24 protein-coding genes are annotated in these 23,987 nt (G+C 62.1%); 11 read left to right on the top strand and 13 right to left on the bottom strand.

Translation table 11 applies throughout. The features are described 5' to 3' along the window. Window positions 1-110: 110 nt before the first annotated feature. Together EJ576_RS18645 and EJ576_RS18640 are read left to right on the top strand one after the other, a co-directional pair. Window positions 111-452 (top strand): DUF6124 family protein, encoded by a 342-nt coding sequence (locus EJ576_RS18645; protein ID WP_126570843.1) that lies wholly within the window; start codon window positions 111-113, stop codon window positions 450-452. 466 nt (window positions 453-918) lie between these two features. Next, window positions 919-2,070 (top strand): M14-type cytosolic carboxypeptidase, encoded by a 1,152-nt coding sequence (locus EJ576_RS18640; RefSeq protein ID WP_122729155.1) that lies wholly within the window; start codon window positions 919-921, stop codon window positions 2,068-2,070. A gap of 33 nt (window positions 2,071-2,103) precedes the next feature. On the opposite strand, the gene EJ576_RS18635 is transcribed toward EJ576_RS18640, so the two are convergent. Then, entirely contained in the window at window positions 2,104-2,643 is a 540-nt protein-coding gene (locus EJ576_RS18635; RefSeq protein ID WP_028616903.1) for a cytochrome b, read from the bottom strand. Further along, complete coding sequence (locus EJ576_RS18630) at window positions 2,640-3,722, bottom strand: catalase family peroxidase (RefSeq protein ID WP_122729157.1); 1,083 nt, start codon at window positions 3,720-3,722, stop codon at window positions 2,640-2,642. The genes EJ576_RS18635 and EJ576_RS18630 overlap by 4 nt, the downstream gene beginning before the upstream one ends. A gap of 183 nt (window positions 3,723-3,905) precedes the next feature. On the opposite strand from EJ576_RS18630, the gene EJ576_RS18625 reads away from it, so the two are divergent. After that, window positions 3,906-4,412 carry an RNA polymerase sigma factor gene (locus EJ576_RS18625; RefSeq protein ID WP_122729159.1) on the top strand — a complete coding sequence of 169 codons (507 nt, stop codon included), beginning with the start codon at window positions 3,906-3,908 and terminating at the stop codon, window positions 4,410-4,412. Next, on the top strand, window positions 4,409-5,146 hold the full coding sequence (locus EJ576_RS18620; RefSeq protein WP_126570842.1) for an anti-sigma factor: 738 nt from the start codon (window positions 4,409-4,411) through the stop codon (window positions 5,144-5,146). The genes EJ576_RS18625 and EJ576_RS18620 overlap by 4 nt, the downstream gene beginning before the upstream one ends. Here EJ576_RS18620 and EJ576_RS18615 read toward each other — a convergent pair. From EJ576_RS18615 to EJ576_RS18585, 7 genes are all read right to left on the bottom strand, one after another. After that, on the bottom strand, window positions 5,143-6,120 hold the full coding sequence (locus EJ576_RS18615) for a spore coat U domain-containing protein (RefSeq protein ID WP_122729163.1): 978 nt from the start codon (window positions 6,118-6,120) through the stop codon (window positions 5,143-5,145). The two genes, EJ576_RS18620 and EJ576_RS18615, sit on opposite strands and share 4 nt — an antisense overlap. Beyond that, window positions 6,117-8,411, bottom strand: a complete 2,295-nt coding sequence (locus EJ576_RS18610) for a fimbria/pilus outer membrane usher protein (protein ID WP_123475541.1) — start codon at window positions 8,409-8,411, stop codon at window positions 6,117-6,119. The genes EJ576_RS18615 and EJ576_RS18610 overlap by 4 nt, the downstream gene beginning before the upstream one ends. A 139-nt stretch (window positions 8,412-8,550) precedes the next feature. Next, window positions 8,551-9,339: a molecular chaperone gene (locus EJ576_RS18605; RefSeq protein WP_122729167.1), complete on the bottom strand. Its 789-nt coding sequence runs from the start codon at window positions 9,337-9,339 to the stop codon at window positions 8,551-8,553. A 25-nt stretch (window positions 9,340-9,364) separates the two neighbouring features. Beyond that, window positions 9,365-9,853, bottom strand: coding sequence for a spore coat U domain-containing protein (locus EJ576_RS18600; protein ID WP_028616910.1), 489 nt, complete (start codon window positions 9,851-9,853; stop codon window positions 9,365-9,367). A 2-nt stretch (window positions 9,854-9,855) separates the two neighbouring features. After that, window positions 9,856-10,398 carry a spore coat protein U domain-containing protein gene (locus EJ576_RS18595; protein ID WP_025999725.1) on the bottom strand — a complete coding sequence of 181 codons (543 nt, stop codon included), beginning with the start codon at window positions 10,396-10,398 and terminating at the stop codon, window positions 9,856-9,858. A gap of 18 nt (window positions 10,399-10,416) precedes the next feature. Next, entirely contained in the window at window positions 10,417-10,959 is a 543-nt protein-coding gene (locus EJ576_RS18590; RefSeq protein WP_126570841.1) for a spore coat protein U domain-containing protein, read from the bottom strand. Further along, window positions 10,953-11,441: a spore coat U domain-containing protein gene (locus EJ576_RS18585; protein WP_178083556.1), complete on the bottom strand. Its 489-nt coding sequence runs from the start codon at window positions 11,439-11,441 to the stop codon at window positions 10,953-10,955. The genes EJ576_RS18590 and EJ576_RS18585 overlap by 7 nt, the downstream gene beginning before the upstream one ends. A gap of 224 nt (window positions 11,442-11,665) precedes the next feature. On the opposite strand from EJ576_RS18585, the gene zapE reads away from it, so the two are divergent. Then, a complete protein-coding gene (gene zapE / locus EJ576_RS18580) occupies window positions 11,666-12,760 on the top strand; it encodes a cell division protein ZapE (protein ID WP_122729172.1) in 1,095 nt (364 codons plus the stop codon). Between the two features lie 39 nt (window positions 12,761-12,799). Beyond that, window positions 12,800-14,083 carry a protein kinase gene (locus EJ576_RS18575; protein ID WP_126570924.1) on the top strand — a complete coding sequence of 428 codons (1,284 nt, stop codon included), beginning with the start codon at window positions 12,800-12,802 and terminating at the stop codon, window positions 14,081-14,083. Window positions 14,084-14,172: 89 nt separating this feature from the next. Here EJ576_RS18575 and EJ576_RS18570 read toward each other — a convergent pair whose 3' ends face one another. Together EJ576_RS18570 and EJ576_RS18565 are read right to left on the bottom strand one after the other, a co-directional pair. Continuing rightward, window positions 14,173-14,880 (bottom strand): YebC/PmpR family DNA-binding transcriptional regulator, encoded by a 708-nt coding sequence (locus EJ576_RS18570; RefSeq protein WP_028616915.1) that lies wholly within the window; start codon window positions 14,878-14,880, stop codon window positions 14,173-14,175. 99 nt (window positions 14,881-14,979) lie between these two features. Continuing rightward, window positions 14,980-15,837, bottom strand: a complete 858-nt coding sequence (locus tag EJ576_RS18565; protein WP_126570840.1) for a LysR substrate-binding domain-containing protein — start codon at window positions 15,835-15,837, stop codon at window positions 14,980-14,982. 110 nt (window positions 15,838-15,947) lie between these two features. On the opposite strand from EJ576_RS18565, the gene EJ576_RS18560 reads away from it, so the two are divergent. The 3 genes from EJ576_RS18560 (at window position 15,948) to EJ576_RS18550 (ending at window position 18,646) form a co-directional block, all read left to right on the top strand. After that, window positions 15,948-17,096 carry a 2-aminoethylphosphonate--pyruvate transaminase gene (locus EJ576_RS18560; protein ID WP_126570839.1) on the top strand — a complete coding sequence of 383 codons (1,149 nt, stop codon included), beginning with the start codon at window positions 15,948-15,950 and terminating at the stop codon, window positions 17,094-17,096. Between the two features lie 50 nt (window positions 17,097-17,146). Then, the gene (gene phnX / locus EJ576_RS18555; RefSeq protein WP_095016794.1) at window positions 17,147-17,974 is read left to right on the top strand and encodes a phosphonoacetaldehyde hydrolase; all 828 of its coding nucleotides are present in this window, start codon (window positions 17,147-17,149) and stop codon (window positions 17,972-17,974) included. Window positions 17,975-18,088: 114 nt separating this feature from the next. Next, window positions 18,089-18,646, top strand: coding sequence for a cytochrome b (locus EJ576_RS18550; RefSeq protein ID WP_028616919.1), 558 nt, complete (start codon window positions 18,089-18,091; stop codon window positions 18,644-18,646). Here the strand turns inward: EJ576_RS18550 and EJ576_RS18545 are convergent. Together EJ576_RS18545 and EJ576_RS18540 are read right to left on the bottom strand one after the other, a co-directional pair. Further along, the gene (locus EJ576_RS18545; protein WP_126570838.1) at window positions 18,636-19,520 is read right to left on the bottom strand and encodes a 1-aminocyclopropane-1-carboxylate deaminase/D-cysteine desulfhydrase; all 885 of its coding nucleotides are present in this window, start codon (window positions 19,518-19,520) and stop codon (window positions 18,636-18,638) included. The two genes, EJ576_RS18550 and EJ576_RS18545, sit on opposite strands and share 11 nt — an antisense overlap. A gap of 57 nt (window positions 19,521-19,577) precedes the next feature. After that, on the bottom strand, window positions 19,578-21,617 hold the full coding sequence (locus tag EJ576_RS18540) for an NADPH-dependent 2,4-dienoyl-CoA reductase (protein WP_122729181.1): 2,040 nt from the start codon (window positions 21,615-21,617) through the stop codon (window positions 19,578-19,580). A 211-nt stretch (window positions 21,618-21,828) separates the two neighbouring features. On the opposite strand from EJ576_RS18540, the gene EJ576_RS18535 reads away from it, so the two are divergent. Then, window positions 21,829-22,959, top strand: coding sequence for a carbon-nitrogen hydrolase family protein (locus tag EJ576_RS18535; RefSeq protein ID WP_122729183.1), 1,131 nt, complete (start codon window positions 21,829-21,831; stop codon window positions 22,957-22,959). Further along, window positions 22,956-23,984, top strand: coding sequence for an AraC family transcriptional regulator (locus tag EJ576_RS18530; protein ID WP_126570837.1), 1,029 nt, complete (start codon window positions 22,956-22,958; stop codon window positions 23,982-23,984). The genes EJ576_RS18535 and EJ576_RS18530 overlap by 4 nt, the downstream gene beginning before the upstream one ends. The last annotated feature ends 3 nt before the right edge of the window (window positions 23,985-23,987 follow it).

The following is a 23,987-nucleotide window of genomic DNA, read 5'->3' as shown; positions in this document are numbered from 1 at the left end:
AGTTTTCAGGGCAATAAACAGTTTGTAGTAATCCATAAAATGACATGAATACGATACGTACTATCATCGGACATAAGGTTTTTGCCACCCACGACAGAGTACCGCCCCTTATGACGACCAGCCCGTATCCCCTACCCGAAACCCCTGAAGACCACGACCTGCGTAGCAGCGGTGCCATCCGGCGCGCATTGGACTTTTACTTGAAAGAAGATATGTCGACGACAGCCCCTGACGACACCCTGTTCGCCATCAAACCAGGCATCAGCCAGGAGGAAGCCCTGGTGCACGCCTCGGACCTGTTGCGCAGTGCCGCAGCTACGGCCTATGAATCTGCGAGCAGCCACCAGGGCAACCATCGCGACCTGGCGTTTTCGGTGGTGTACTTGATTGATATGGCGAAGGCGATGGTGGAGCGGTCGTTGCAGGCGCCAGCGGCTCGAGCGAACGGATAACAGGCGCAGAAGAAAAATATTTCTATCTCACGGATAAAAACATTTGACTTGCAAATGATAATGATTATTATTGGGCCTAGCTGATCGCGAGATCAGTCGATAGACCAAGGGACCTTAGGTCGGACTCTTGGAATATCTCCTCATCAGGCTAATCACGGTTTTTGACCCGGCTCTTTGGCCGGGTCTTTTTTTTGCCAGTTTCCCTGGCATGGCTTCAGGCTAATGAAGACTGTGTGTTGCTCGATGGCGCGCATGGTAGCAAAAGACCATCGTCAAAAGAAAGCCAGTCGAACGCTCTAGTCCAAACCTTTGCGAAATAGCGCTTGAGAATCAATCTCATAGATTCTAAGCTGCTGCGGCGTCAAGGATGACGCCCCCCTCCCCCGTGCAATAATTTTGCGTCCAGTCTTTACCTGACTCCTGTGTAATATAGCCGCCACAACACTCATATTCAGGCAACCAGACTATGACCGTGGCCTTGACCTCCATTAAGATCAGCACCGACTTCGACAGTGGCAATATCCAGGTACTGGATGCCCACGATTCCCACCAGTTGTTGCTGGCGATCAAACCCGACACCCGTAGCCAACATTTCCAATGGTTCCACTTCAAGGCCGAAGGCATGCACGTGGGTCACACCCACACTTTTCGCCTGAGTAACGCGGGTAAGTCTTCCTACCCACACGCGTGGAGCGGCTACAACGCCGTGGCGTCATACGACCATATCAACTGGTTTCGGGTGCCCTCGCGCTTTGATGGGGAAATCCTGCATATCAGCCTTGAGACCCGTGAGAAGCACGCTTGGATCGCCTATTTCGAACCCTACAGCCGTGAGCGTCACGACTGGCTGATCGAGCAAGCCTTGAACCGCGCCGGTACCCAACTGCTGGCAACCGGTAAAAGTGTTGAAGGCCGTGATATCCAACTGCTGCGTCGCGGCAAAGGCGGCGCCGGTCGACGCAAGGTCTGGATCATCGCACAACAGCATCCTGGCGAACACATGGCCGAATGGTTTATGGAAGGCATCATCGAACGCCTGCAACAGGACGGTGATGATGAGTTGAAAAACCTGCTGAAAGTCGCCGACCTGTACCTGGTGCCCAACATGAACCCGGACGGCGCGTTCCACGGCCATCTGCGCACCAACGCCATGGGCCAGGACCTCAACCGCGCATGGCAGAGCGCCAGCCAAGCGATCAGCCCGGAAGTGTTGTTCGTGCAACAACAGATGGAAAAATACGGCGTCGACCTGTTCCTCGATATCCATGGCGACGAAGAAATCCCCTACGTCTTCACCGCCGGCTGCGAAGGCAATCCCGGCTACACCCCACGCATCGAGACGCTGGAAAAACACTTCCGCAGCCACTTGAGCGGCCTGACCCGCGACTTCCAGACCACCTACGGCTACACCCGCGACCTGCCCGGCGAGGCCAATATGACCCTGGCGTGCAACGCGGTAGGCCAGCAATACGACTGCCTGTCACTGACCCTGGAGATGCCCTTCAAGGACAACGACGACGCCCCCAACGTTACAACCGGTTGGTCCGGTGAACGCTCCAAGCAACTGGGCAAGGACGTATTGAGCACGGTCGCCGATATCGTGACAGCCCTACGCTAACCCCAAGGAGCCGGCATGCCGGCTCCTACACACTCAGCGTTTACTCCCAGTCATGCTTTGCAACACACCATCGCGGCGGATGAACCCATGGAACAGCGCCGCCGCCAAGTGCAACAGCACGGTCAGGAACAGCAGGTACGCCAGAAATCCATGGGCCCTGCGCAGCACCGCGAACAACGGCGCATTCGCCCCCACCAGCGCCGGCAACTGCACCGAACTGCTGAGCATCACCGGGTCGCCGGCCGCCGAAATCATCGCCCAGCCCAGCAGCGGCAACACCAGCATCAGGGCATACAACACCAGATGGGACGCCTTGGCCGCCAGTACTTGCCACAGCGGCAAGTCGGCAGGCAACGGCGGTTGGCGTGTGGCGAAGCGCACGACCAAGCGCACGATCACCAAGGCCAGGATCGCGATCCCCAACGGCTTGTGCAGGTGGATCAACCATTCATGGCGCTCCGAAACAGAAGCCGCCAGGCCCGCACCGATAAACAGCATGGCGATGACCATCAGCGCCATCAGCCAGTGCAGCAGGCGCGCCAGGGGTGCGAAAAACCGCGGTTGAGCATTCATGGTTTCGACTCCTGAGGGGCGCTGTGCAACGGGCTGACTTCACCGGCACGACGCAGGTACGAACTGGCGTACGCCGCCGAACGAGCGGCCAGCAACGGGTCATTGGAGGCTTCGATGCCGCTGGGCAGAATCAGTGGATCAAAATTGATATCACGGCAATCGCCATCAGCCTGCGGCTGGCTGCTTTGCAGCACCAAGGTGCCGGCGTTGATGACTTTATGCTCGCCAGTCCAGGCCTTGCTTGCATCGTCCACGGGGTCGCCGGGGTTGGCCAGGGTCATGTTCAACTGCCAGCGCAACGGCCCGATTGCCAGGCGCTGGACCAAGTCCTTTTCCAGGAAATCACTGCCGGCGGCGGCGAGATCGCCCGCCGCATCCTGACGCTGCGGCACCACGCCCCAACGCACGGCCTGGCGCTTGCCATCGGCCCCTACCAGGAAGAACGCGTTGATCCCATTGTAGGTTTCGGTCGCATAACTGGCCGAAGGCTTGGCGGTCTTGACCCACGCCAGGAACGGCGCAGTCTCGGGATGGGCGGCAAAAAATGCCGGCATGCTCGCCGGGTCCGGCTTGCCGGTGGCAGGCTGCGGCGCACCGGCCTTGAGCATTTGGTAGAACGCCTCGGGCGTGCCCACCGGAAACACTGGCATGCTGTTCATGCCGGTGCGCCACTGCTGGCCGTTGGCCTGGCTGAATTGCACGGCAAAACTGCGGATCGGCACACTGCTGTCCGGCGCGTAGGGGTTACCGCTCGGCAAGGCGAACCGACCGATCAACGGCGTCCTGGCCTCGCTGAATACCTGGGCGCTGGAATAGGCACGGCCTTCGGCACTGCTCTCGAAATACCCGGCCACGCACACACCCTTGGCGTGGTTACGCCGGAAGCCAGGGTGCACGCCGTTGTTGGTTTCCAGGGCATTGACCAGGGTTTTAGGACGCAGGCGCTGTGGGTCGAGGGTGCCATTGACGTAGGCGAAAGCCCCCGCCACAACCGCAACCACGGCACCGATACCTGCCAGGCGCGCGATCAGGCTCGCAGTGCTCAGCGGAGGACGGGGCGGTGATGAGTGATCTACCATGAAGGAACTCCAGGGCCGAAGGCCTTAGGGGTGAACATAAGGAGAGGTGAACATAAGGTCGGAGCATTAAGACGAACGCCGATCGGCTCTATTCCCTGGCCTTTGATTTATTTCCCAGGATCGGGAATAACCGTTCACGCCGCACGTCTCTCTAGTCCCAGCGTAGTGACCAGCCAGATTCCCATGCATGAACTCGACGAACAGTTACGTGAACTCATCCCCAGGCTGCGGCGTTTTGCCGTGTCGCTGACCCGTAACGCCAGCAGCGCCGACGACCTGGTGCAGTCGACCCTGGAGCGGGCGATCATCAGCTGGGCCGACAAACGCGTTGAAGGCGACTTGCGCGCCTGGCTGTTTTCGATCCTCTACCGGCAGTTCCTCGATGCCCACCGTCGCACCCGGCGCTACGCGCGCATGCTGGAATTCTTCACCGGACGCGACGATGCGCAGCCGTCGGTGGAACGTACGGTGATCGCCCAAGCGACCCTGCAAGCCTTCGATCAACTCAACACCGAGCAGCGCGCGCTGCTGCTGTGGGTGTCGGTCGAAGGCCTGAGCTACAAGGAAATCGCCGAGATTCTTGAGGTGCCCATCGGCACCGTGATGTCGCGCCTGTCCCGGGCGCGCCAAGCCTTGCGTCAACTCAGTGATGGCGAAATTGCCAGCCCTTCCCTGCGGATACTCAAATGATCAGCCTGCCCCCCAGCGAACGCGATTTGCATGCCTACGTCGATCACCAACTGCTGGAGAGTGATCGCCGCGTGCTTGAAACCTACTTGGCCGCCCACCCGGATGTCGCCGCCCAGGTCCACGCCTGGCAACACGACGCGCAGTTGCTGCGTGCCGCGCTGGGCGGTGCCCTGCAACTGCCGGCCAACCCGGACCTGGACCCGGCGCTGATCCGCCAGCGCATCAAGCGTCAATCACAGCGCCATTTTGCTACGGCTGCCGTGCTGCTGATCGCTATCAGCCTCGGCGGTATCGGTGGCTGGCACGCCCGTGAAGCCACCCAACCCGCCCAACTGCCCATGGCCGACGCGATGCAGGCGTTCCGCTTATTCGCCCAGGACGGCATCATGCCCGCCGACTACAAAGTGCAGGGCAGTGGCACGATGCAGGCCTGGCTCGACCGCTACTTCAACCAGGCACACCGCCTGCCGGACCTGAGTGCTTCCGGGTTCACACCGGTCAGCGGGCGCCTGCTGACCACCGAGCAAGGCGCCGCGGCCATGGTGCTGTATGAGGACCCGCAAGGCCGGCGCATCAGTTTCTATATCCGCCCACCGGGACCGGAAAACGGTTTCCTGCCAAGGGGCAGCCGCAGTGCCGATGGTTTGCAGGCGCAGTACTGGTCGGGTGCCGGCTACAACTATGCGGTGGTCAGCCCGGTGGATCAGCCCGGCCCGCCGCTGCTGAAGTTCTAGAAACCGACGTCGAGCACCACATTGTCCAGGTAGGTGCCGGCGGGTGGCGTGGTCTGATCGGTGTAGATCCTGGCGTTGTAGTTGAACACCTGGCTGCCGGTGCCCAAGCCATTGCCGGGGTTGATCTCGGCGGTGGAGCTGGCGCGCCGTGCAGCGCCGACGCTACCCCAGCGCGTAGTGCCAGCGCTTTTGAAGATGTCATAGGCCAGGTAGTTACTGCCCGAAATCATCCGCCGCCGACCGCCCACGCTGACGGCGTTCTGGCCGTCGCTCAACCCTACGCTGTAGGCACTGCCCTTGGTGCAGGCGATATTGATGGTCTGCCCGGTCACGGCGGTAAATCCGCTGATGACCGGGGCGCTGCCAAAGCTGATATTGGGCGCGGTGATCTGGCAGTCGTTGGTGACCGTCATGCTCACTGTCAGGGTCGCCACCGGCGGGTTGGAACTCTTGTCGCGTGCGAGGCACACATTGCCCAGGCTCAGCAGTGAGCAATAGTCCCAACTCCAGACAATGTTCAAGGTCTCGGTATAGACCCCCGCTGCCACGTTGCTGCCGGTAATGCTCCCGACATACAACGGCAGGGTTTTGGCACCGGGCCCGGCGACCAAGCCAAAGGACGAGGCAATGCCATTGGTACCAAAATCGAAAGCCACCCCGCGATTGATAGGGAAACTGGCGCTGTTATTGCCATAGATCGTGTAACCGATCACGTCTCCGGTCGGTCCCACCATACCTGACGTGGCAGAGGTAATTGTGGCAATGAAGTGATCGCTGCCCGGCACCAGCGCGATCAGGGTCGGCGTGCAGCGCAGCCCAGCATTGGCAGTGGAACTGCCTTGCGCCGTCGTGTTCACCGTCATTGAGCTGACGGAGCCAAAACTGACCGGCGCGGTCGCCACCACCGAGCAAGCGGCCGACGCACTACCGCAGAGCAGCAAACTGCCTATCAACGCAATGCCGCGCCCTCTCATTGGCACACCAACGGCCCAATCAACGGCACGCCCTGTTGCTGCTCGTCCATCTCGAACCGCGCCTGGCAAGTACGCCCTTCACCCAACGTGACCTGCAACGTGTTATGGGCCGAGAGGTTTTCCAGGTACACCAGGCCATCCCAGCCCACCACCGCCTGCTGGCTGCTTTGCTCATGCACCACCAGGCTGCCGAGGGGCAATTCCTGATGTTGGGTGTCCACCAGCGTGACACTGGCTGCGAGCACCCGACGCAATGGAAACTCCAGCAGGTAGCCGCTGCCACGGCGCACCGACACACGCTGCTCCACATTCGGGCTTTGCACGTTGAGCGGGAGGTTCAGCGGATCGATTTCGTACTTGCCGCGGTAGTACGCGCTGCTCCACGGCACCAGCAAGTGGCCATTACGGTCGGTTTCACCCACCAGCTGGTTTTCATAGCGCACCGGGATCCCGGCGAAGCCCTGAGTACTCACCACCACAAACGCATCATTGATACGGTTGGCGGCAAACATATCGCCGCCCATCCACACCAGCGAGCCACTGGCATCCGCCCAACGCGTCTCGGCGTCACTGCTGCCGTACACGCCGGCCTGCAACTGCACCGACTGCAAGCGCCAGGTCAGGTCGGCCTGGCGGTACGCCGGTCCGTCGCCCTGGGCATAACCGAGGTTGTAACCCACACCGCCTTCGCTCGGCACCGCGTGGCTGTAGTTGAGGCGCTGGCGACTGGCGCCATCCTTGCTGCGCTCGGTACTCACGGCCAGGCTGCCGTTGAGGTCGAACGGGATAACCAACTGCGCCTGCATCGCCCAGTTACTGTCGCCGATCTCACGGTTGGCCGACAGGTAGAAACTGGTGTTGTGCCACAGGGGTTTGCTCCAGCTCAGGTTGAGCAAGCGCGTGCGCGAATCGTCCGCTGCCTGCACGTCGAAGTAACCTACGCCCAGGCTGCCGAAGCGCTCAAGGTTGAGGCTCAAGGTCACTTGCTCGCTGCGTTTGCTGAGGCTGGCATAGGGAGTGTCGACCAGAGTCAGGTCGGCGTACTCGTCGCGCCGTTCGACCCGCTGGTACGACAGGCTGTAGCGCGTGCTGTTGTATGAATACCCCAGGCTCAGTTGCTGGCCGCTGCGCCCTTCGAACTGGCTTTGGCTGACGGCAGTGTTGAGCACGCCGAAGTTGCCCAGCCGCAGGTTGCCACCCAGGCCGCCGAGGGTCAGGTCACTGGAGGCTTCGGCGTGGCTTTCCAGAGTCAGGTTGTCGGAATAACCATAACGAAAGGTGCCGCTGGCAACGCCAGGCCCGTAGGCGAAATCCTTCAAGGTGTATTCCCGGCGCAAGGAACCGGCGGCCACCGAGAAATCCGTCAGGCCTTTTTGCAGCAGCGAACTCGTCACATAAAACGGCACCGTGGTCGACACCTGGCGACCCAGCGCGTCGGTGGTCACCACCACCGCCTCACCGGCACCATTGATAAATGGCACGTTGGTCAGGGTGTAAGGCCCTGGTTGCAGCAACGCGCTGTCGGATTTGTAGCCGTTGATAAACAGGTCCACCGACGACGGCACCGCGGCCTCACCGGCAAATTGCGGCAAGGGGTAGGTCACCAGGTCCGGGCGCACGGCGAAGTCCCGTGAAAATTGCACCCCACCCAGACGCACCGAGCTGCTCCAGGGCAAGGCGCCGCTGATCACGTCACCGGCCTCGTAGGTCAGCAGTCGTTCGTCATCGGAGAAACGCCAGGTGGTGTCATAGCGCCGGTAGCCGTTGTTGAAGGTACTGCTGCTGACGCCATCGGCCAAGGTCTGGCGGTATTGCCCGGTATTGGACAAGGTGCCCCAGTTGTCGAACAGCCGCACTTCGTTCCAGGCGGCGAGGTAGCTGCCGCCTTCGTCGGTATCGTTGAAGTACAGGTCATAGTTGAGCAAGGCGCCGAAACTGCTCATCGCCTGGGTGCGCGGGTAGGTGTTGCGGTTGCCGATGAACTGTTCCTTCAGCCAGGCAGGCGGCACATCCAGCAGCAGGCGTTGACCATTGCTGTCGTAGTCACTGTGCAGGCCTGGGATGGTGTCCAACGCCACGCTGCCACTCAGGTCACCGGGTAGCTTCATGCCTACATCCTGCAACGCACTGGCGGGGACATAGAGTTGCCCGGCACGTTGATCGACCGCGATGACGCGACCGGTGTCCATCTGGTTGACCACCAGCTCCAGAAACAACTGTGCATCGGCGACAGCCTCCATACTGCTCGGCGGCGGTGGCAGGTCGCCAGCCACGCCCTGGGGCGCAACCATTGCGGCCCATAGCCCGCTTACCACTGCCACCGACGGCCATAGACGACGAGCCCGACCACGACTCACACATGGCGTTGTGTCCTTCAATGGACATCTCCATCCGTTTAAATCCCGGAGCGTCCCGCCCCGCTACAATCGGTTACCGCTTCGGCGCCAGGTTCTCCAACTGTTGCGCACCGTTGACCCTGACTTGCAGGGGCTGATCAGCCGACAGCGCATCCGGCACTGGCCAACGCATGGTCGCGCCCGGTAGCACGTAGCCCAACAGGCCATCCACCAGGGGTTTGGTCTGGCCGCCCTGTTTGAATGAGGCATCGGTGAGGCGCGCATGCACGGCGCCCTGGTTACGCACCTCGATGTAGTTGCGCCCCGCCACCGTAACCTTGTGCCAGCTCAAGTCTGGCTTGCCTGCTCCCTTGGGGTCGCGCTGGCGTGTGCTGTCTTCCTTGCTCCACAGGCCGGCGCCATAGGCAAACAGCGGCACCGAGTAACGCATCTGGAAGCGAATCGCCGCCGCAGTGTTCTTGCCCTCCGGCGGTGTCGGCACCTGCAAGGGCGAAGGGATTTCATCGATGATGATGCGGTAGGCCAACTCTTGCCCCGGCGGGACTTCGCGGGTGCGGGTCAGGCGTACCAGTTGTTTCTGCCCAGGCTCGATTCGCGCAACCGGCGGGCTGCCGATCACATCGCGCTGGTTCTGGTATTGCTCGTCAAAGCCGCTCTGGCTCCAAGCGAACACACGAATCTGCAGGCTCGCGGTTTCGCTTCCACGGTTTTCCAACCACAGTGCGCTGGCCTGTTGATCGGCCTCCAGCACCGGGTCGATGGGCCAGATCAGCACCGAGCTGGCCGCCTGTACGAACCCCGCCGTGCACACCGCACTCAAGGCAATACCCGCGGCCCACAGCCGCCGGGAAGGTGAACGCATAACCCCACTCCTTATACCGATTGCCTTACCACGTCAGCTGCACCTGCAGCGTGTCGCTGTATGTCCCCCCAGGCTGATTGCCCGGCAATTGCACCCGCCCGTAGATCGGCAGGCTGATGTTGTTCGCATCGCTGTACGCCACATTGACGCTCTGGCCGATCCCCAGGCTCTGGCTGAACGCCGCATCCCGAAACAACTGGTAAGCCACCCGCGCGCTGCCGCTGTTGAGCTGCAGATTGCGCCCGGTGCTGCTGTGCAGGCCGCCGTCGACGCTCATGCTCAATGTCACCCCCGGCGTGCATTGCAAGGTGACACCCCCGGTCAGCGCCGCCGTGACCGTACTGGTGGCCAGCGCCGAGTAACTGCCGTAGGTCAACGCGCCGTAATTGGAGCCCCCGCCCACAATCAGACAACCCGGCGTGATAGTCGCGCTCACCTGGAAGCTCTGGCTGGTCACCGCCGACAACGGCAGCGGCACCGCCAGCCCACAGGCCAGCAACACTCTGAGCCACATCGCTAGAACGTCAGTTCCACGGCCACGGTGTCGGTGTAGGTGCCGGCTGGCAGCCCCGCCTTGCCCACCGCCCGACCGTAGAGGTTGACGGTTTGCGCCACGCCGGTACTGGTGGCGAGCGTGATCACGCCGTCAATCGCCAACAGCGCGGAGTGGCCGCTGTCGGTGTAGAAGTCGTAGGGCACGAAGTTGCCTGCACCGTCGGCCAACGCACGACTGCCACCCGGGGACGCACCGTCATGGGCACCGGCACGCACCTTGACCGCTGGCGTGGTGCCGCTGGAACACAGGATCGACAGCGCCCCGCCGGTGCCAGTGCCGCCAAGCAACTGGGCATCGGCGTTGGTGAACAGACTGTTGGTAGTGCCAAAGTTCAAGCTACCGAAGTTCAGCCCGGTCGCGGCACCGGAACCGTTGACCTGGCAACTGGCGATCAATATCAGGCTCGATGTGATCTGGCCGGTGACCGTGGTTGCCGCATTGAGGTTGGAGGCCATTGCCAGCCCCAGCGCACAAGCGCCTAATCGCGAAACAAGTACATGCATGGTGTTCATCCTCTTGAGTTACCAGTCCAGTGTCACCGTCAACGTGTCGGTGTAGATCCCTGCCGGTAAGGCACTGGTATTTGCCACCACGGAGCCAAACACCGGGATCGGTATCTGGGTGCCCTTGGCCACGACAAAATTGCGTTGCTGGCCGATGCTGTAGGTGCTGCGGCCCTGTGGATCGGCGGACAGCCGATACGGAATCATCTGACGCCCATTGCTCAGGCGCCGCGTAGTGCCATCGCCGTTGGTGCCGCCGTCGATAGTCACGGTGAAGCTTGAGACCGAGGGGTTGCACGACACCGCCAGCGGCGCCTTGTCGCCGTCGGAGACCGCTGCGCCCAGCGTGTTGTTCCAAGTCGGTCCCTGGCTGCCGAAGTCGAGCATCGCCGTACCGCCCGTGGGGTTGACCGGCGCGCGTTCGACGCCTTTGCTCACTTCACAACTGGCGGTGATCACCAGTCGCGCCTGGATAAACCCGGTGGCGACAGCCGCCTGCGCGTCATCCGCCAGCACCAGCAGGCCTCCCATGGCCATCACGGCCAGATAGCGGCTTACCATGTGACAGTGACCTTGAGCAGGTCGGTGTAGCGGCCGACGGCGGGGATGTCCTTGAGCGGCTCGATGCGCCCATACAGCGGCAGGTCGACGAAGCCTGCGTCCGGCACGCGCCCACTGATCGGCACATCCACCGGCAACGGCACGCGCCGCGCGGCGTCGGCATAAATTCGATAGGGAATAGGTTTGATCAAAGGGGCAGCGCTGAGGTAACGCACTTCACCGGTGCCGCCATGCAGGCCACCATCCACACGCACCTGATACGGTGTGTCCGGGTTACATTCCAGCCGTGGCTGGCGCTGACTGATCAGTGCCGCACTCAGGGGCCCGGCCGGGTCATCCAGACGCGCGGCGCTGCCGAAATCCAATACGCCAAGCTGCTCGATGCCAGCACTGCGGGTGGTGCCCACCAACTGGCAGCCCCGCTGCACGTCGATACGCACCTCCACCTGGAGTTGCGCCCCGAAAGCCGTGCTGCAGAGCATCGCGCCCATGACTGCCAATACTGCTCGTCCCTTCACTGCCCCAAATCCTTGTACAGGGGTGACTGCTGTGTAGAAGGTTAGTCACTCAACGAGAAACTGCCAGTCTGGGCAGGCTTGCAAGCGTGACATGCCTTTTCGAGATAGCACGCAACGCCCTTCTCTATTGGTCAAAATGCAGCAGTCGCCCTAAAGTGAGCGACCACTGAAATACAGAGTGACTCGCATTGGCCGCGCTTTCCCTGATCCGTCGCCTGCTCGGCAAGAAAACCGACGCCCTCGACGCCTCACCTATCCCCGCGTTCTTCCAGCAAAAAGCCGAGCAACAGGGTTATACCCTCAGTGCCGGACAAACCCGAGCCATTGCTGCCCTGGCCCGAGAAACCCAGCATCTGCTCGCCGGCCGGCCCACCCGTAGCCTGTACCTGCACGGGCCGGTGGGGCGCGGCAAAAGCTGGTTGCTGGACGGTTTTTTCCAAGCGTTGCCGATTACCGAGAAGCAGCGCGTGCATTTCCATGACTTTTTCGCGCGCCTGCATCGCGGTATGTTCACGCATCGTGAGCAAGACGATGCGCTAGCCGTGACCCTCGACGAACTGCTGACGGACTGCCGGGTGTTGTGTTTCGACGAGTTTCACGTCCACGACATCGGCGACGCGATGCTGATCACGCGGCTGTTCAAAGCCTTGTTCCAACGCGGTGTGCTGGTGCTGGTGACGTCCAATTATGCGCCACAGGGGCTGCTGCCCAACCCGCTGTACCACGAGCGTTTCAAGCCGGTGATCGACCTGATCGATGCGCGCATGGAGGTATTGGAAGTCAGTTCGCCCCAGGATTTTCGCAGCCTGCCCCAGGCCCAAAGCACACAACGCTTTACCAGCGGTCAGTACGTTTGGCCGGGGACTGCGCGCCAGCGCGAAGCCTTGGGTCTTCCCGCTGCCGACTGCCCACCACAGCCCCTGGCCGTCGGCAATCGGACGTTGATCTGCCGTCACCGCGCAGGCCGCTCCATCGCCTTCACCTTCAGCGATCTTTGCGAGCAGTTGACCGCAGTAATGGACTACCTGCTGCTGTGCCAGGACTACGATCACTGGATCATCGACGGCCTGCCTCAACTGGCAGACTGCCCAATCGCCGTGCAGCAACGTTTTATCAACCTGGTGGACGTGCTCTATGACCGGGACAAGCACCTGATCCTGATCGGCGCGCAGCCCCTAGACCTCGCCCTGAGCGGCCAGGCCATCGACCTCGCCCGCACCGCCAGCCGTTTGGGACAATTGCAACAGGCTGACCCGCAACCGGCACCCGACCCGGTATCATGAGCGCCATTGATGCCCCTTTGCCGAGTGACCACCCCGTTCATGCATACCCTCGCCCAACTCAAGGCCGGCCAACTGGCCGGTATCACCCGCCTGGACCTGTCCTGCGGGCTGACCGAATTCCCCCGGGAAATCTTCGAACTGGCCGACTCCCTGGAGATCCTCAACCTCAGCGATAACGCCCTGAGCAGCCTGCCCGACGACCTGCACCGGCTGCCCCACCTGCGCGTGCTGTTCTGCTCGGACAACCTGTTCACCGAGCTGCCGGCTTGCTTGGGCCAATGCGCCAAACTGAGCATGATCGGCTTCAAGGCCAACCAGATCAGCCACGTGCCTGCCGCCGCGCTGCCGCCGTTGTTGCGCTGGTTGATCCTGACCGATAACCGGATCAGCCAGTTGCCCGATGAACTGGGCAAGCGACCGCTCCTGCAAAAGCTGATGCTGGCCGGCAACCAACTGGCGCACTTGCCAGAAAGCCTGGCCAACTGCCATAACCTCGAATTGCTGCGCATCGCCTCCAACCGCTTCACCCAACTGCCGGAATGGCTACTGACACTGCCAAGCCTGACTTGGCTGGCCTATGCCGGCAACCCTGTGGAAATGGCCGTGGACGTAACGGGTGATGACGCTACGCCGAATATTCCCTGGCCAGAGCTGGAACTGGCCGAAGTCCTTGGCGAAGGCGCTTCCGGCATTATCCGCAAGGCCCTGTGGAAACCGTCAGGCCAGCCCGTCGCGGTCAAACTCTACAAAGGCACCATCACCAGCGATGGCTCGCCGCTGCACGAAATGCAGGCCTGCATCGCTGCCGGGCTGCACCCCAACCTGATCAAGGTAGAGGGCCGCGTGGTCGGCCACCCGGATGACCAAGCCGCACTGGTCATGGACCTGATCGACCCGAGCTACCGCAACCTCGCGGCCCTGCCGAGCCTGGCGTCGTGCACTCGCGACATTTATGAATCGGGAACTCGCTTCAGCCTGGAAGTGGCGCTGCGCATGGCGCGGGGCATCGCTTCGGTCGCCGCGCACCTGCACCGGCACGGCATCACCCACGGTGACCTGTATGGCCACAATATTCTGTGGAATGCAGCCGGCGACTGCTTGCTGGGGGATTTTGGCGCGGCATCGTTCCATGCCACGGCGGATAGCGTGGAAACCAGGGCATTGCAGCGGATTGAAGTGCGGGCGTTCGGAATTTTGCTGGGGGAACTGCTGGAGCGGGTTGAAGGACAGGTGAGCAGCGAATTAGTCGAGCTGCAGAAAAGATGCTGTCAGCGCGATGTGCTGGCACGGCCGAGCTTCAACGAAATAACACAAATCCTGTAGGAGCCCGGCTTGCCGGCGATGGCGTCCTTGAAACCACCATCGCCGGCAAGCCGGACGCCTACAAGGCATTGTCAGTCAGCAGGTAAGCGTCAGCCCGCCAACCCGACAAACATATCCTGCACGTCATCATGGTTGTCCAAGCCCTCGAGGAAGGCTTCAACCTCAGCCATCTGCTCATCGCTCAAACCGCTCACCGGGTTCTTCGAGAGGTAGCCCAGCTTGGCTGACAGCACGGTGAAACCCTGCTCGGGCAAGGCTTTCTGTACGGCGTCGAGGTCAGTGGTCTCGGTGATGAACAAGGTGGTGCCCTCTTCTTCGCCGTCTTCGAAATCCTGGGCGCCAGCTTCAATGGCGGCCATTTCCGGATCGGCGTCCGGGCTGTCCGGCGAGGCTTCGATCAGGCCGACGTGGTTGAAGTCCCAGGCCACGGAACCGGAAGCGCCCAGTTGGCCTTTGCGGAAGGCCACGCGGATTTCCGCCACCGTGCGGTTGATGTTGTCGGTCACGCACTCGACGATCAGCGGCACCTGGTGCGGCGCAAAGCCTTCGTAGGTGACGCGGTGGTATTGCACGGTTTCGCCGAGCAGACCGGCGCCTTTCTTGATGGCGCGGTCCAGGGTTTCCTTGGGCATCGAGGCCTTTTTGGCCTGTTCCACCACCAGACGCAGGTGGGCGTTGGTGGAGGTGTCGGCGCCGTTGCGGGCGGCGATGGTGATTTCTTTCACCAGCTTGCCGAAGATCTTGCCCTTGGCATTGGCTGCCGCTTCTTTATGTTTGACTTTCCACTGTGCGCCCATGACTCACTCTCTTCTGTCCATCGCGCCCAAACGTCTACTGGCCGGCGCTTTGGGGGCAGAGTTTATAGCGCAAAAACGCAACGTTCCACCAAAAAACCGTCAGGGCGCCAACTCGAAAAACGCCTGAATCAAGCGCAACGACCGACGCCGCTCCATGCAACCGAGCATGTGCCGGTTAACCAGCCCGTTGCCCTGGATCGGCACGGCGCGCACGCGCGGGTCCGGGCTGACCTCCATCGACGACACCACGCCTACGCCCAATTCAGCGGCAACGGCTTCGGTCACCGCCTCGCGGCTGTCCAGTTCCAGCAGCACCTTGGGCTGTACACCGACAGCCAGGCAAGCGTCATCGAACGTACGCCGGGTGATGGAACTCGGCTCGCGCAGCACCATGATCACCTCATTGAGTTGCTCCAGGCGGATCCCCTTGGGCAGCGCGGCCCACGGGTGACTGGCCGGCACCAGCGCGCAAATCCGTGATTCGCTCAAAGGCTGCAGATGCAGGCCGTTGCGCGGTTCCACCTCCGTCAGCACCGCCACATCCGCATGCTCAGACAGCAACGCAGCCAGGGTTTCCTGGGCATTGCCCAAACGCAGGTTGACGGTGATGCCGGGGTAGCGCGCACGCAGACTGGCGATCATCGGCATCACCAGGTGCGGGCCGTCGGCCGCGACTTCCAGGTGCCCAATGAGCAATTGGCGGTTGGCCTCGAGCATCGTCTGCGCTTCGTCCACCAGGCCGAAGATGGCCCGGGTGATAGCCGCCAACCGCGCGCCCTCCTCCGTCAATTCCACGCGTCTGGCGGTGCGGCGCAACAACGGGATCTGATAGTGCTCTTCCAGCGCCTTGATATGCCCGGTCACCGCCGGCTGGCTGATAAACAACCGCGCCGCCGCACGGGTAAAACTGCCCTCGCGGGCCACGGCATCAAATGCACGCAGTTGAAACAGGTTCATAGCTATCGGCCTCACTGATAGCTCGCATAACAACAAACAATTTGATTGATGACAAGCCAAACTGCAATTTAGGCGCCGTAGATTCATCCGATGCTTCGCAAGGACTTGTAATGACGACGCCCATCCTGCTCACGCCCGGCCCGCTGACCACCTCCGCCCGCACCCGCCAGGCCATGATGGTGGACTGGGGTTCATGGGACGACCGCTTCAACCGCCTCACCGTCAGCGTCTGCGAGCAACTACTGGCAATCATCGACGGCGCGGCCAGCCACCTTTGCGTGCCGTTGCAAGGCAGCGGCACCTTCGCCGTCGAAGCCGCCATCGGCACCTTGGTGCCGCGTAACGGCAAGGTGCTGGTGCTGATCAACGGCGCCTACGGCAAGCGCCTGGCAAAAATCTGTGAAGTGCTCGGCCGCGACTTCAGCACCTTTGAAACCGCCGAGGACGCCCCCACCACCGCCGCCGATGTGGACGGTCTGCTGCAAGCCGACCCGGCCATCACCCACGTCGCACTGATCCACTGCGAAACCAGCACCGGCATTCTCAACCCCCTGGCCGAGATCGCCCAGGTCGTGAAAACCCACGGCAAGCGCCTGATCATCGACGCCATGAGTTCGTTTGGAGCGCTGCCGATCGATGCCCGCGAAGTACCCTTCGATGCGCTGATCGCCGCGTCAGGCAAGTGCCTGGAAGGCGTGCCGGGAATGGGTTTTGTCTTCACCGATAAACAGGCACTGGCCGCAGCCCAAGGCAATTGCCACTCCCTGGCGTTGGACCTGTTCGACCAGAACGCCTACATGGCCAAGACCGGCCAATGGCGTTTCACGCCGCCGACCCATGTAGTCGCAGCCCTGCACGAAGCGCTGCTGCAATACGCCGAGGAAGGCGGCTTGCCCGCCCGCCATCAACGCTATGCACGCAACTGCCAGGCACTGCTCGACGGTATGGCCGAACTGGGCCTGCGCAGCTTCCTACCGACTGAAATCCAGGCGCCGATCATCGTCACTTTCCACGCCCCCCAGGACCCGCGCTACCAGTTCAAGGACTTCTACGAACGGGTCAAGGCCAAGGGTTTCATCCTTTATCCGGGCAAGTTGACCCAGGTGGAAACCTTCCGTGTGGGCTGCATCGGGCATGTGGATGCGACGGACATGCAAGCAGCCGTCGCCGTGATCGGGCAAGTACTGCAGGACATGAATGTGCTCCAACCTGTGGGAGCCGGCTTGCCGGCAATCACCGGCGACGCGGTCATTCTGTAAAACCTCATTTTCGTTCATCGCTGGCACGCCAGCTCCTACAGGATTTGTGTATGAACTATCAGAACCCCAACACCCTTCAGGCGGTGATCCTCGACTGGGCCGGCACCGTGGTCGACTTCGGCTCCTTCGCCCCCACGCAGATCTTTGTCGAAGCCTTCGCCGAATTCGACGTGCAAGTCTCCATCGAAGAAGCCCGTGGCCCAATGGGCATGGGCAAGTGGGACCACATCCGCACCCTTTGCGACCAGCCGCAGGTCGCCGAGCGCTACCGCAAGGCTTTTGGCCGTACGCCGACCGATGACGACGTGACAGCTATCTACCAGCGCTTCATGCCCTTGCAGATCGAGAAGATCGCCGAACACTCGGCGCTGATCCCTGGCGCCCTCGACACCATCGCCCGGTTGCGTGTGCAAGGCATCAAGATCGGTTCCTGCTCCGGCTACCCCAAGCAAGTCATGGATAAAGTCGTCGCCCTGGCCGCCACCAACGGCTATATCGCCGACCATGTGGTCGCCACCGACGAAGTGCCCAACGGTCGCCCATGGCCGGCCCAGGCTCTGGCCAACGTCATCGCCCTGGGCATTGACGATGTGGCGGCGTGCGTGAAGGTCGACGACACCGTGCCGGGCATCCTCGAAGGACGGCGCGCCGGCATGTGGACCGTGGCCCTGACCTGCTCCGGCAATGCGCTGGGCCTGACCTACGAGCAGTTTCGCAGCTTGGATGCCGCGACCCTGGCCAGCGAGCGCAAACGGATCGAGGCGATGTTCGAAGGCTCGCGCCCGCACTACCTGATCGACACGATCAATGACCTGCCTGCGGTCATCACCGACATCAACGCACGGCTGGCCCGTGGGGAAATGCCGCAGAGCCACTGACCGAGGTCAAAACCAGGGCACTTACGCCAGGCAAACCGCGCAAAACCGGCATACAGTTAAAGGACTCCATCACCAAAGAATGGAGGTTTGCCCTGATGAGTGAGGAACCCAGCGATGCCGTGGAAAAACTCCGATACACGTTACAGCACCATGTCAATCGCGTTGCACTGGTTGATGGTGGTGCTGCTGGCGGTGGTCTACGCCTGCATTGAGTTACGCGGCCAATTTCCCAAAGGCAGCGGTGCACGAACGTTGATCGTCGAGATGCACTTTATGTTCGGCCTCACCGTGTTTGTGCTGGTGTGGCTGCGGTTGTTCGCACGCAGCCTGGGAGTGGCGCCGAAGATCGTACCGGCGCCGCCGCAATGGCAAAGCCTGTTGGCGACCCTGATGCACTTCGCACTCTACGCGTTGATGATCGGCATGCCGATTGCCGGTTGGCTGATCGTCAGTGCCGAGGGGCATTCGGTGATGTTCTACGGGATGGAATTGCCGCCGTTGATCGGTGAGAACAAGGCACTGGCCAAGGAGATCGAAGGCTGGCATGTGTGGTTCGGCAAGGTCGGTTATTGGCTGATCGGGCTGCATGCGCTGGCGGGGATTGCCCACCATTACATCCTGCGGGACAACACGGCGTTGCGCATGATGCCGGGCAAGCGCGCTAACCCGTGAAGCCCCGGTTGCCCTGAAGGCCGCCGGTGTGAACGAAGATCAGGCGAGTGCCGGGGGTGAAGCGCCCGGCCTCGATCTGCGCCTTCAAGGCCAGTAACGCCTTACCGGTGTAGAGCGGCTCCAGGGGTAAGCCACAAGCCTGTTGCGTGGCGTCGATGAAGTCGAGCAGCACCGGGTCGACTTTGCCGAAGCCACCTCGGCTGGCGTTCACCAGCTCATAGCCGCCCTGCACGAGGGCATCGACGTTCTGTGCCACGCCGTGGTCGTCCGGCACCGCCATGGCGCCATACACCCGGTGCGCGCCCGCCTCTGCCAACACCAACCCCGCCAAGGTGGTCCCCGTACCCGCCGCCAACCACCACGCGTCGTAATCCGCCCAGCCCAGTGCGGGCAACTGCGCGCGAGCCTGATTGACCAGCACACCACAGCCAATCGCACCGGCGAGTCCACCACCGCCTTCGGGCACGGGATGAAGATGCGGGTATCGCTCGCGCCAAGGTTGCCAAAAACCCGACTCATGCCGCGCACGATAGCCGCCATAGCCCAGCCAATGCAGCTGCATGCCGAAGGCTTTCAGGTCTTGGATTGTGGGGTTGTCTTGAGGATGCCCCCGCAGCAGGCCCACCGTGGGAAAACCGAAACGCTTCCCCGCCGCCGCCAGCGCATGCAGATGGTTGGAGTAGGCACCGCCCAGGCTGATGATGCCGCACGCATCTGGCGTCTGCGCCAAGTGCCCGGTGAGCTTGAACCACTTGTTGCCGCTGATCAGCGGGTCGATGCGGTCCAGGCGCAACACGGCCAGCTCGACGCCTTTCAGCCAATCCAGGCGCACAGGTTCAAGCGGTGCATGGGGAAGCCAATCGAAGGGGCCCATCGGAGGGAGTCTGCGTGAAAAACGGGGCGGTAGTCTAACACCGCCCCGTTCCGGGTCTTACAGCTCGGCGGCGAGGCGCGAGCCTTGGTTGATGGCGCGCTTGGCGTCCAGCTCGGCCGCCACATCGGCACCGCCGATCAGGTGCACGTTCTGGCCGGCCGCGACCAAGCCATCCTGCAATTCGCGCAGCGGGTCCTGGCCGGCGCAAATGACGATGTTGTCCACCGCCAGCACCTGCGGTTCGCCCTCGGCACCTATGCGGATATGCAGACCTTCATCGTCGATCTTCAGGTATTCGACGCTGTTGAGCATCTGCACCTGCTTGTTCTTCAAGCCGGTACGGTGGATCCAGCCGGTGGTCTTGCCCAGGCCATCGCCGACCTTGGAGGTCTTGCGCTGCAGCAGGAACACGTCGCGCGCCGGGGCATGCACCTGGGCCTTGATCCCAGCCACACCGCCACGGGCTTGCAGTTGGGTGTCGATGCCCCACTCCTTCCAGAACGCTTCGCGGTCAAGGCTGGTGGACACGCCCTGGTGCACGAGGAATTCCGACACGTCAAAACCGATACCGCCCGCGCCGATCACCGCAACGCGCTTGCCCACGGGCTTGCGTTCGAGGATCACGTCCAGGTAGCTCAGCACCTTGGCGTTGTCGACGCCTGGAATCGCCGGGGTACGCGGCGCAATGCCGGTGGCGAGGATGATCTCGTCGTAACCGCCTGCCGTCAGTTGCGCCACATCGACGCGGGTGTTGAGGCACAGCTCGACATGGGTGGTCTGCAATTTGCGCTTGAAGTAGCGCAGGGTTTCGAAAAACTCTTCCTTGCCCGGCACACGCTTGGCGATGTTGAACTGGCCGCCGATTTCGCTGGCGGAATCGAACAGGGTCACTTGATGCCCGCGCTCTGCCGCCACCGTGGCAGCCGCCAGGCCCGCAGGACCGGCGCCCACCACGGCGATCTTCTTGATCTGTTTGACCGGCAGGTAATTGAGTTCAGTCTCGTAGCACGCCCGCGGGTTGACCAGGCAGGTGGTCAACTTGCCGCCGAAGGTGTGGTCCAGGCACGCCTGGTTACAGCCGATGCAGGTGTTGATCTCATCGGCACGCCCGGCGGCAGCCTTGTTGACGAAGTCCGGGTCGGCCAGGAATGGCCGCGCCATGGAGACCATGTCGGCATCGCCTTCGGCGAGGATCTGCTCGGCGATTTCCGGGGTGTTGATACGGTTGGTGGTGATCAGTGGAATCTGCACCGCACCGCGCAGCTTGGCGGTGACTTTGCTGAACGCCCCACGGGGCACCTTGGTGGCGATGGTCGGGATGCGCGCTTCGTGCCAGCCGATCCCGGTGTTGATGATCGTCGCGCCAGCACCTTCGATGGCCTTGGCCAACTGCACGATTTCTTCCCAGGTGCTGCCGCCTTCCACCAGGTCCAGCATCGACAGGCGGAAGATGATAATGAAGTTCGGGCCCACGGCCTCGCGCACACGGCGCACGATTTCCACGGCCAGGCGCATACGGTTTTCGTAGCTGCCGCCCCAGCGGTCGGTACGGTGGTTGGTGTGAGCGGCGAGGAATTGGTTAATGAAATAACCTTCGGAGCCCATGATTTCCACGCCGTCGTACTCGGCGACCTGGGCCAGCAACGAGCAGGTGACGAAATCCTGGATCTGCTTTTCGATGCCCTCTTCGTCCAGTTCCTTGGGTTTGAACGGGTTGATCGGCGCCTGGATCGCACTCGGTGCTACCTGCTTGGGGCTGTAGGCATACCGGCCGGCGTGGAGGATCTGCATGCAGATCTTGCCGCCTGCTTCGTGCACGGCCTGGGTCACGATCTTGTGTTTCTGCGCTTCTTCGTCGGTGGTCAGCTTGGCCGCACCGGCATACACACCGCCCTCATCATTCGGGCCGATGCCGCCAGTGACCATCAAGCCCACGCCGCCACGGGCGCGCTCGGCAAAGTAAGCCGCCATGCGTTCGAAACCGCCGGGCTTTTCTTCCAGGCCGGTGTGCATCGAACCCATCAGGGTACGGTTGCGCAAGGTGGTAAAACCCAGGTCCAACGGGGCCAGCAGGTGCGGGTAGGCAGCAGCGGTCATGGTCAAGCTCCACAACGGATCATCACGGGACGTGGAAGGCTCGAATGGCCTGCCATCGGTTTATGTCCCACAGACTAAGAGGCGGTGGACGACGGCTCAATGACCGAAACTGACAAGTTATTGATCCAAATGCACAGCGCCCCTTGGCAAGCCGGCTTATGGGCCCTACCCTAGTCGCGAACCCTGCACACGGTCTGTTGTCTGTTCCCCCATGCGTAAACTTCTCGCTTTTACCGTCACCATGGCCCTGGTTGCCGCCGTCGCCGCGTATCTGGTCTGGACCCAGGAGCGCCCCGTGGCGCATTACCTGTCGGACCTGCGTATCACCCTCGCCGTCAACGAAGGCCTGCCAGCCGACCGTGGCAACTTGCTGGGCATCCAGCCGGAGCTGTTCCCGGCCGACTACCAGAGCCTGGAACGCCTGCACTTGAAGCTCGCGGCCTACCTGCAAGAAGCCCGCGACCAAGGGCTGATCAACGACAAGACCATTGTGGTTCTGCCCGAACACATCGGTACCTGGTTGATGCTCACTGGCGAAAAGAACGAGGTGTACCAGGCCCTCCACGCCAAAGATGCAATGAATTGGTTGTCGGTCAGCAATCCGCTGCTGTTCGCCCGCGCCTGGATCAGTGCCACCGGTGACAACCGCACCGATGACGCCTACCTGCGCATGAAAGCCGACGGCATGGCGAGGGACTACCAAGTGCTGTTCGGCGGCCTGGCCAAGGAGTTCGGCGTTACGTTGGTCGCCGGCTCCATCACCCTGCCAAACCCAAGGGTGAGCCAGGGCCAACTGCGGGTTGGCCATGGCGCCTTGTACAACGCCAGCGTGGTGTTTGCCGCCGATGGCTTGCCGATCGGCAACCCGCAACGCCAGCTTTACCCGATCTACGACGAACGTGGCTTTATCGAGCCCGGTGACGAAAATGTCGTCAGCGTGGTCGACACTCCGGCTGGCCGCTTGGGCGTACTGGTGGGCAGCGACAGCTGGTACCCGGACAACTACCGCAAGCTCAACGAACAAGGCGCACAGTTGATCGCAGTGCCGGCCTTGGTACTGGGTCGGGATACCTGGGATCGCCCTTGGCGCGGCTTCAAAAGCGTGTCGACCCCGACCGAAATCAGCCTCAAGCCCGAAGAACTGAGTGAGGGCGAAGCCTGGCGTCGCCTCACGTTGATCAGCCAGCAACCCATCAGCCAGGCCAGCGCCGGCATGAGCGTGTTCCTGCGCGGGCAATTCTGGGACCTGGGCACTGCCGGGCACAGCTTTCTCAGCAGCAACGGGCAAATCAACGCCGATGGCGAAGCCCGTGGCGCACGCCTGTTGAATGTCTGGCTGTGAAGCCCGTACGGCTGGGGGATTTGTCGGTGGGCTTCGTGCACGCCCTGGCCGACGCCATCCACAGCCATGGCTTGGACCCGCAGCCACTGCTGCTGCAATACGGCCTCGACCCGGCACGTCTCGCCGAAGCGGGTGCCCGTTTGTCGATCCCGCGCTACATGCGCCTGGGCCATGCGGCCATCCAACTGACCGGCGACCCGGGCCTGGGACTGCGCATGGGCCAACTCAGCCGCCTGAGCCAAGGCGGACTGGCGGGCGTCACCGCCGCCCAGGCCCCCAACGTGCGCGAAGCGGCGCGTGCACTCACCCGCTTCGAAGCGCTGTACGGATCCAATTATCGCGGGCAGTCGAGCTTTGTCGAAGATGCTGAAGGCGCCTGGCTGCGCTTCTATTCCATCAGCCCCTATAACGCCTACAACCGCTTTGTGGTGGACTCGATCATCGCCGGCTGGCTGCATCAACTGTCGAGCCTGGCCCAGCAGCCGGTGCAGGCACAACGCATCGACATCGAATTTGAAACGCCGGAATACAGCGATCACTACAGCATGCTGGGAGACATCCACTTCGGCGCCGAGGCCAACCAATTACGCCTCAACCAGCAGACCCTGGCCCTGCGCAACCCACAGCATTGCCCCAGCACCTGGAACCTGTTGTTACAACTGTGTGAGCGAGAGTTAGAGCAATTGACGCGCACCCGCAGCCTGCGCGAGCGCATTACCCGGTTGCTCGGGCCGATGCTCAATGGCGGCCGGGAACCCGACCTGGAAGAAGTGGCGGCACGCTTGAAGCTGCCTACCTGGACGCTGCGCCGCAAACTGGCCGACGAAGGCACACAGTTCCGCGCGATTCTCAACGATACCCGCCGCGACCTGGCCATGACCTACATCCGCGATACGGAACTGGCGTTCGGCGAGATCGCCTACTTGCTCGGTTTTGCTTCGGCCCAAGCGTTTCAACGGGCCTTCAGGCGCTGGAACAACCAGACCCCAGGGGAATTTCGCCGCAGTCAGCGGCATTCCGCCTGAAGC

This window comes from Pseudomonas sp. C 49-2 (assembly GCF_003970195.1).
Lineage (GTDB): Bacteria > Pseudomonadota > Gammaproteobacteria > Pseudomonadales > Pseudomonadaceae > Aquipseudomonas > Aquipseudomonas canadensis.
This window is presented reverse-complemented; position numbering and strand designations above follow the sequence as displayed.

Coding starts and splice junctions, on each gene's coding strand:
- EJ576_RS18645 (WP_126570843.1), top strand. CDS start 111: ATGACGACCAGCCCGTATCCCCTACCCGAAACCCCTGAAGACCACGAC.
- EJ576_RS18640 (WP_122729155.1), top strand. CDS start 919: ATGACCGTGGCCTTGACCTCCATTAAGATCAGCACCGACTTCGACAGT.
- EJ576_RS18635 (WP_028616903.1), bottom strand. CDS start 2,643: ATGAATGCTCAACCGCGGTTTTTCGCACCCCTGGCGCGCCTGCTGCAC.
- EJ576_RS18630 (WP_122729157.1), bottom strand. CDS start 3,722: ATGGTAGATCACTCATCACCGCCCCGTCCTCCGCTGAGCACTGCGAGC.
- EJ576_RS18625 (WP_122729159.1), top strand. CDS start 3,906: ATGCATGAACTCGACGAACAGTTACGTGAACTCATCCCCAGGCTGCGG.
- EJ576_RS18620 (WP_126570842.1), top strand. CDS start 4,409: ATGATCAGCCTGCCCCCCAGCGAACGCGATTTGCATGCCTACGTCGAT.
- EJ576_RS18615 (WP_122729163.1), bottom strand. CDS start 6,120: ATGAGAGGGCGCGGCATTGCGTTGATAGGCAGTTTGCTGCTCTGCGGT.
- EJ576_RS18610 (WP_123475541.1), bottom strand. CDS start 8,411: ATGGTTGCGCCCCAGGGCGTGGCTGGCGACCTGCCACCGCCGCCGAGC.
- EJ576_RS18605 (WP_122729167.1), bottom strand. CDS start 9,339: ATGCGTTCACCTTCCCGGCGGCTGTGGGCCGCGGGTATTGCCTTGAGT.
- EJ576_RS18600 (WP_028616910.1), bottom strand. CDS start 9,853: ATGTGGCTCAGAGTGTTGCTGGCCTGTGGGCTGGCGGTGCCGCTGCCG.
- EJ576_RS18595 (WP_025999725.1), bottom strand. CDS start 10,398: ATGCATGTACTTGTTTCGCGATTAGGCGCTTGTGCGCTGGGGCTGGCA.
- EJ576_RS18590 (WP_126570841.1), bottom strand. CDS start 10,959: ATGGTAAGCCGCTATCTGGCCGTGATGGCCATGGGAGGCCTGCTGGTG.
- EJ576_RS18585 (WP_178083556.1), bottom strand. CDS start 11,441: ATGCTCTGCAGCACGGCTTTCGGGGCGCAACTCCAGGTGGAGGTGCGT.
- EJ576_RS18575 (WP_126570924.1), top strand. CDS start 12,800: ATGCATACCCTCGCCCAACTCAAGGCCGGCCAACTGGCCGGTATCACC.
- EJ576_RS18570 (WP_028616915.1), bottom strand. CDS start 14,880: ATGGGCGCACAGTGGAAAGTCAAACATAAAGAAGCGGCAGCCAATGCC.
- EJ576_RS18565 (WP_126570840.1), bottom strand. CDS start 15,837: ATGAACCTGTTTCAACTGCGTGCATTTGATGCCGTGGCCCGCGAGGGC.
- EJ576_RS18560 (WP_126570839.1), top strand. CDS start 15,948: ATGACGACGCCCATCCTGCTCACGCCCGGCCCGCTGACCACCTCCGCC.
- phnX (WP_095016794.1), top strand. CDS start 17,147: ATGAACTATCAGAACCCCAACACCCTTCAGGCGGTGATCCTCGACTGG.
- EJ576_RS18550 (WP_028616919.1), top strand. CDS start 18,089: ATGCCGTGGAAAAACTCCGATACACGTTACAGCACCATGTCAATCGCG.
- EJ576_RS18545 (WP_126570838.1), bottom strand. CDS start 19,520: ATGGGCCCCTTCGATTGGCTTCCCCATGCACCGCTTGAACCTGTGCGC.
- EJ576_RS18540 (WP_122729181.1), bottom strand. CDS start 21,617: ATGACCGCTGCTGCCTACCCGCACCTGCTGGCCCCGTTGGACCTGGGT.
- EJ576_RS18535 (WP_122729183.1), top strand. CDS start 21,829: ATGCGTAAACTTCTCGCTTTTACCGTCACCATGGCCCTGGTTGCCGCC.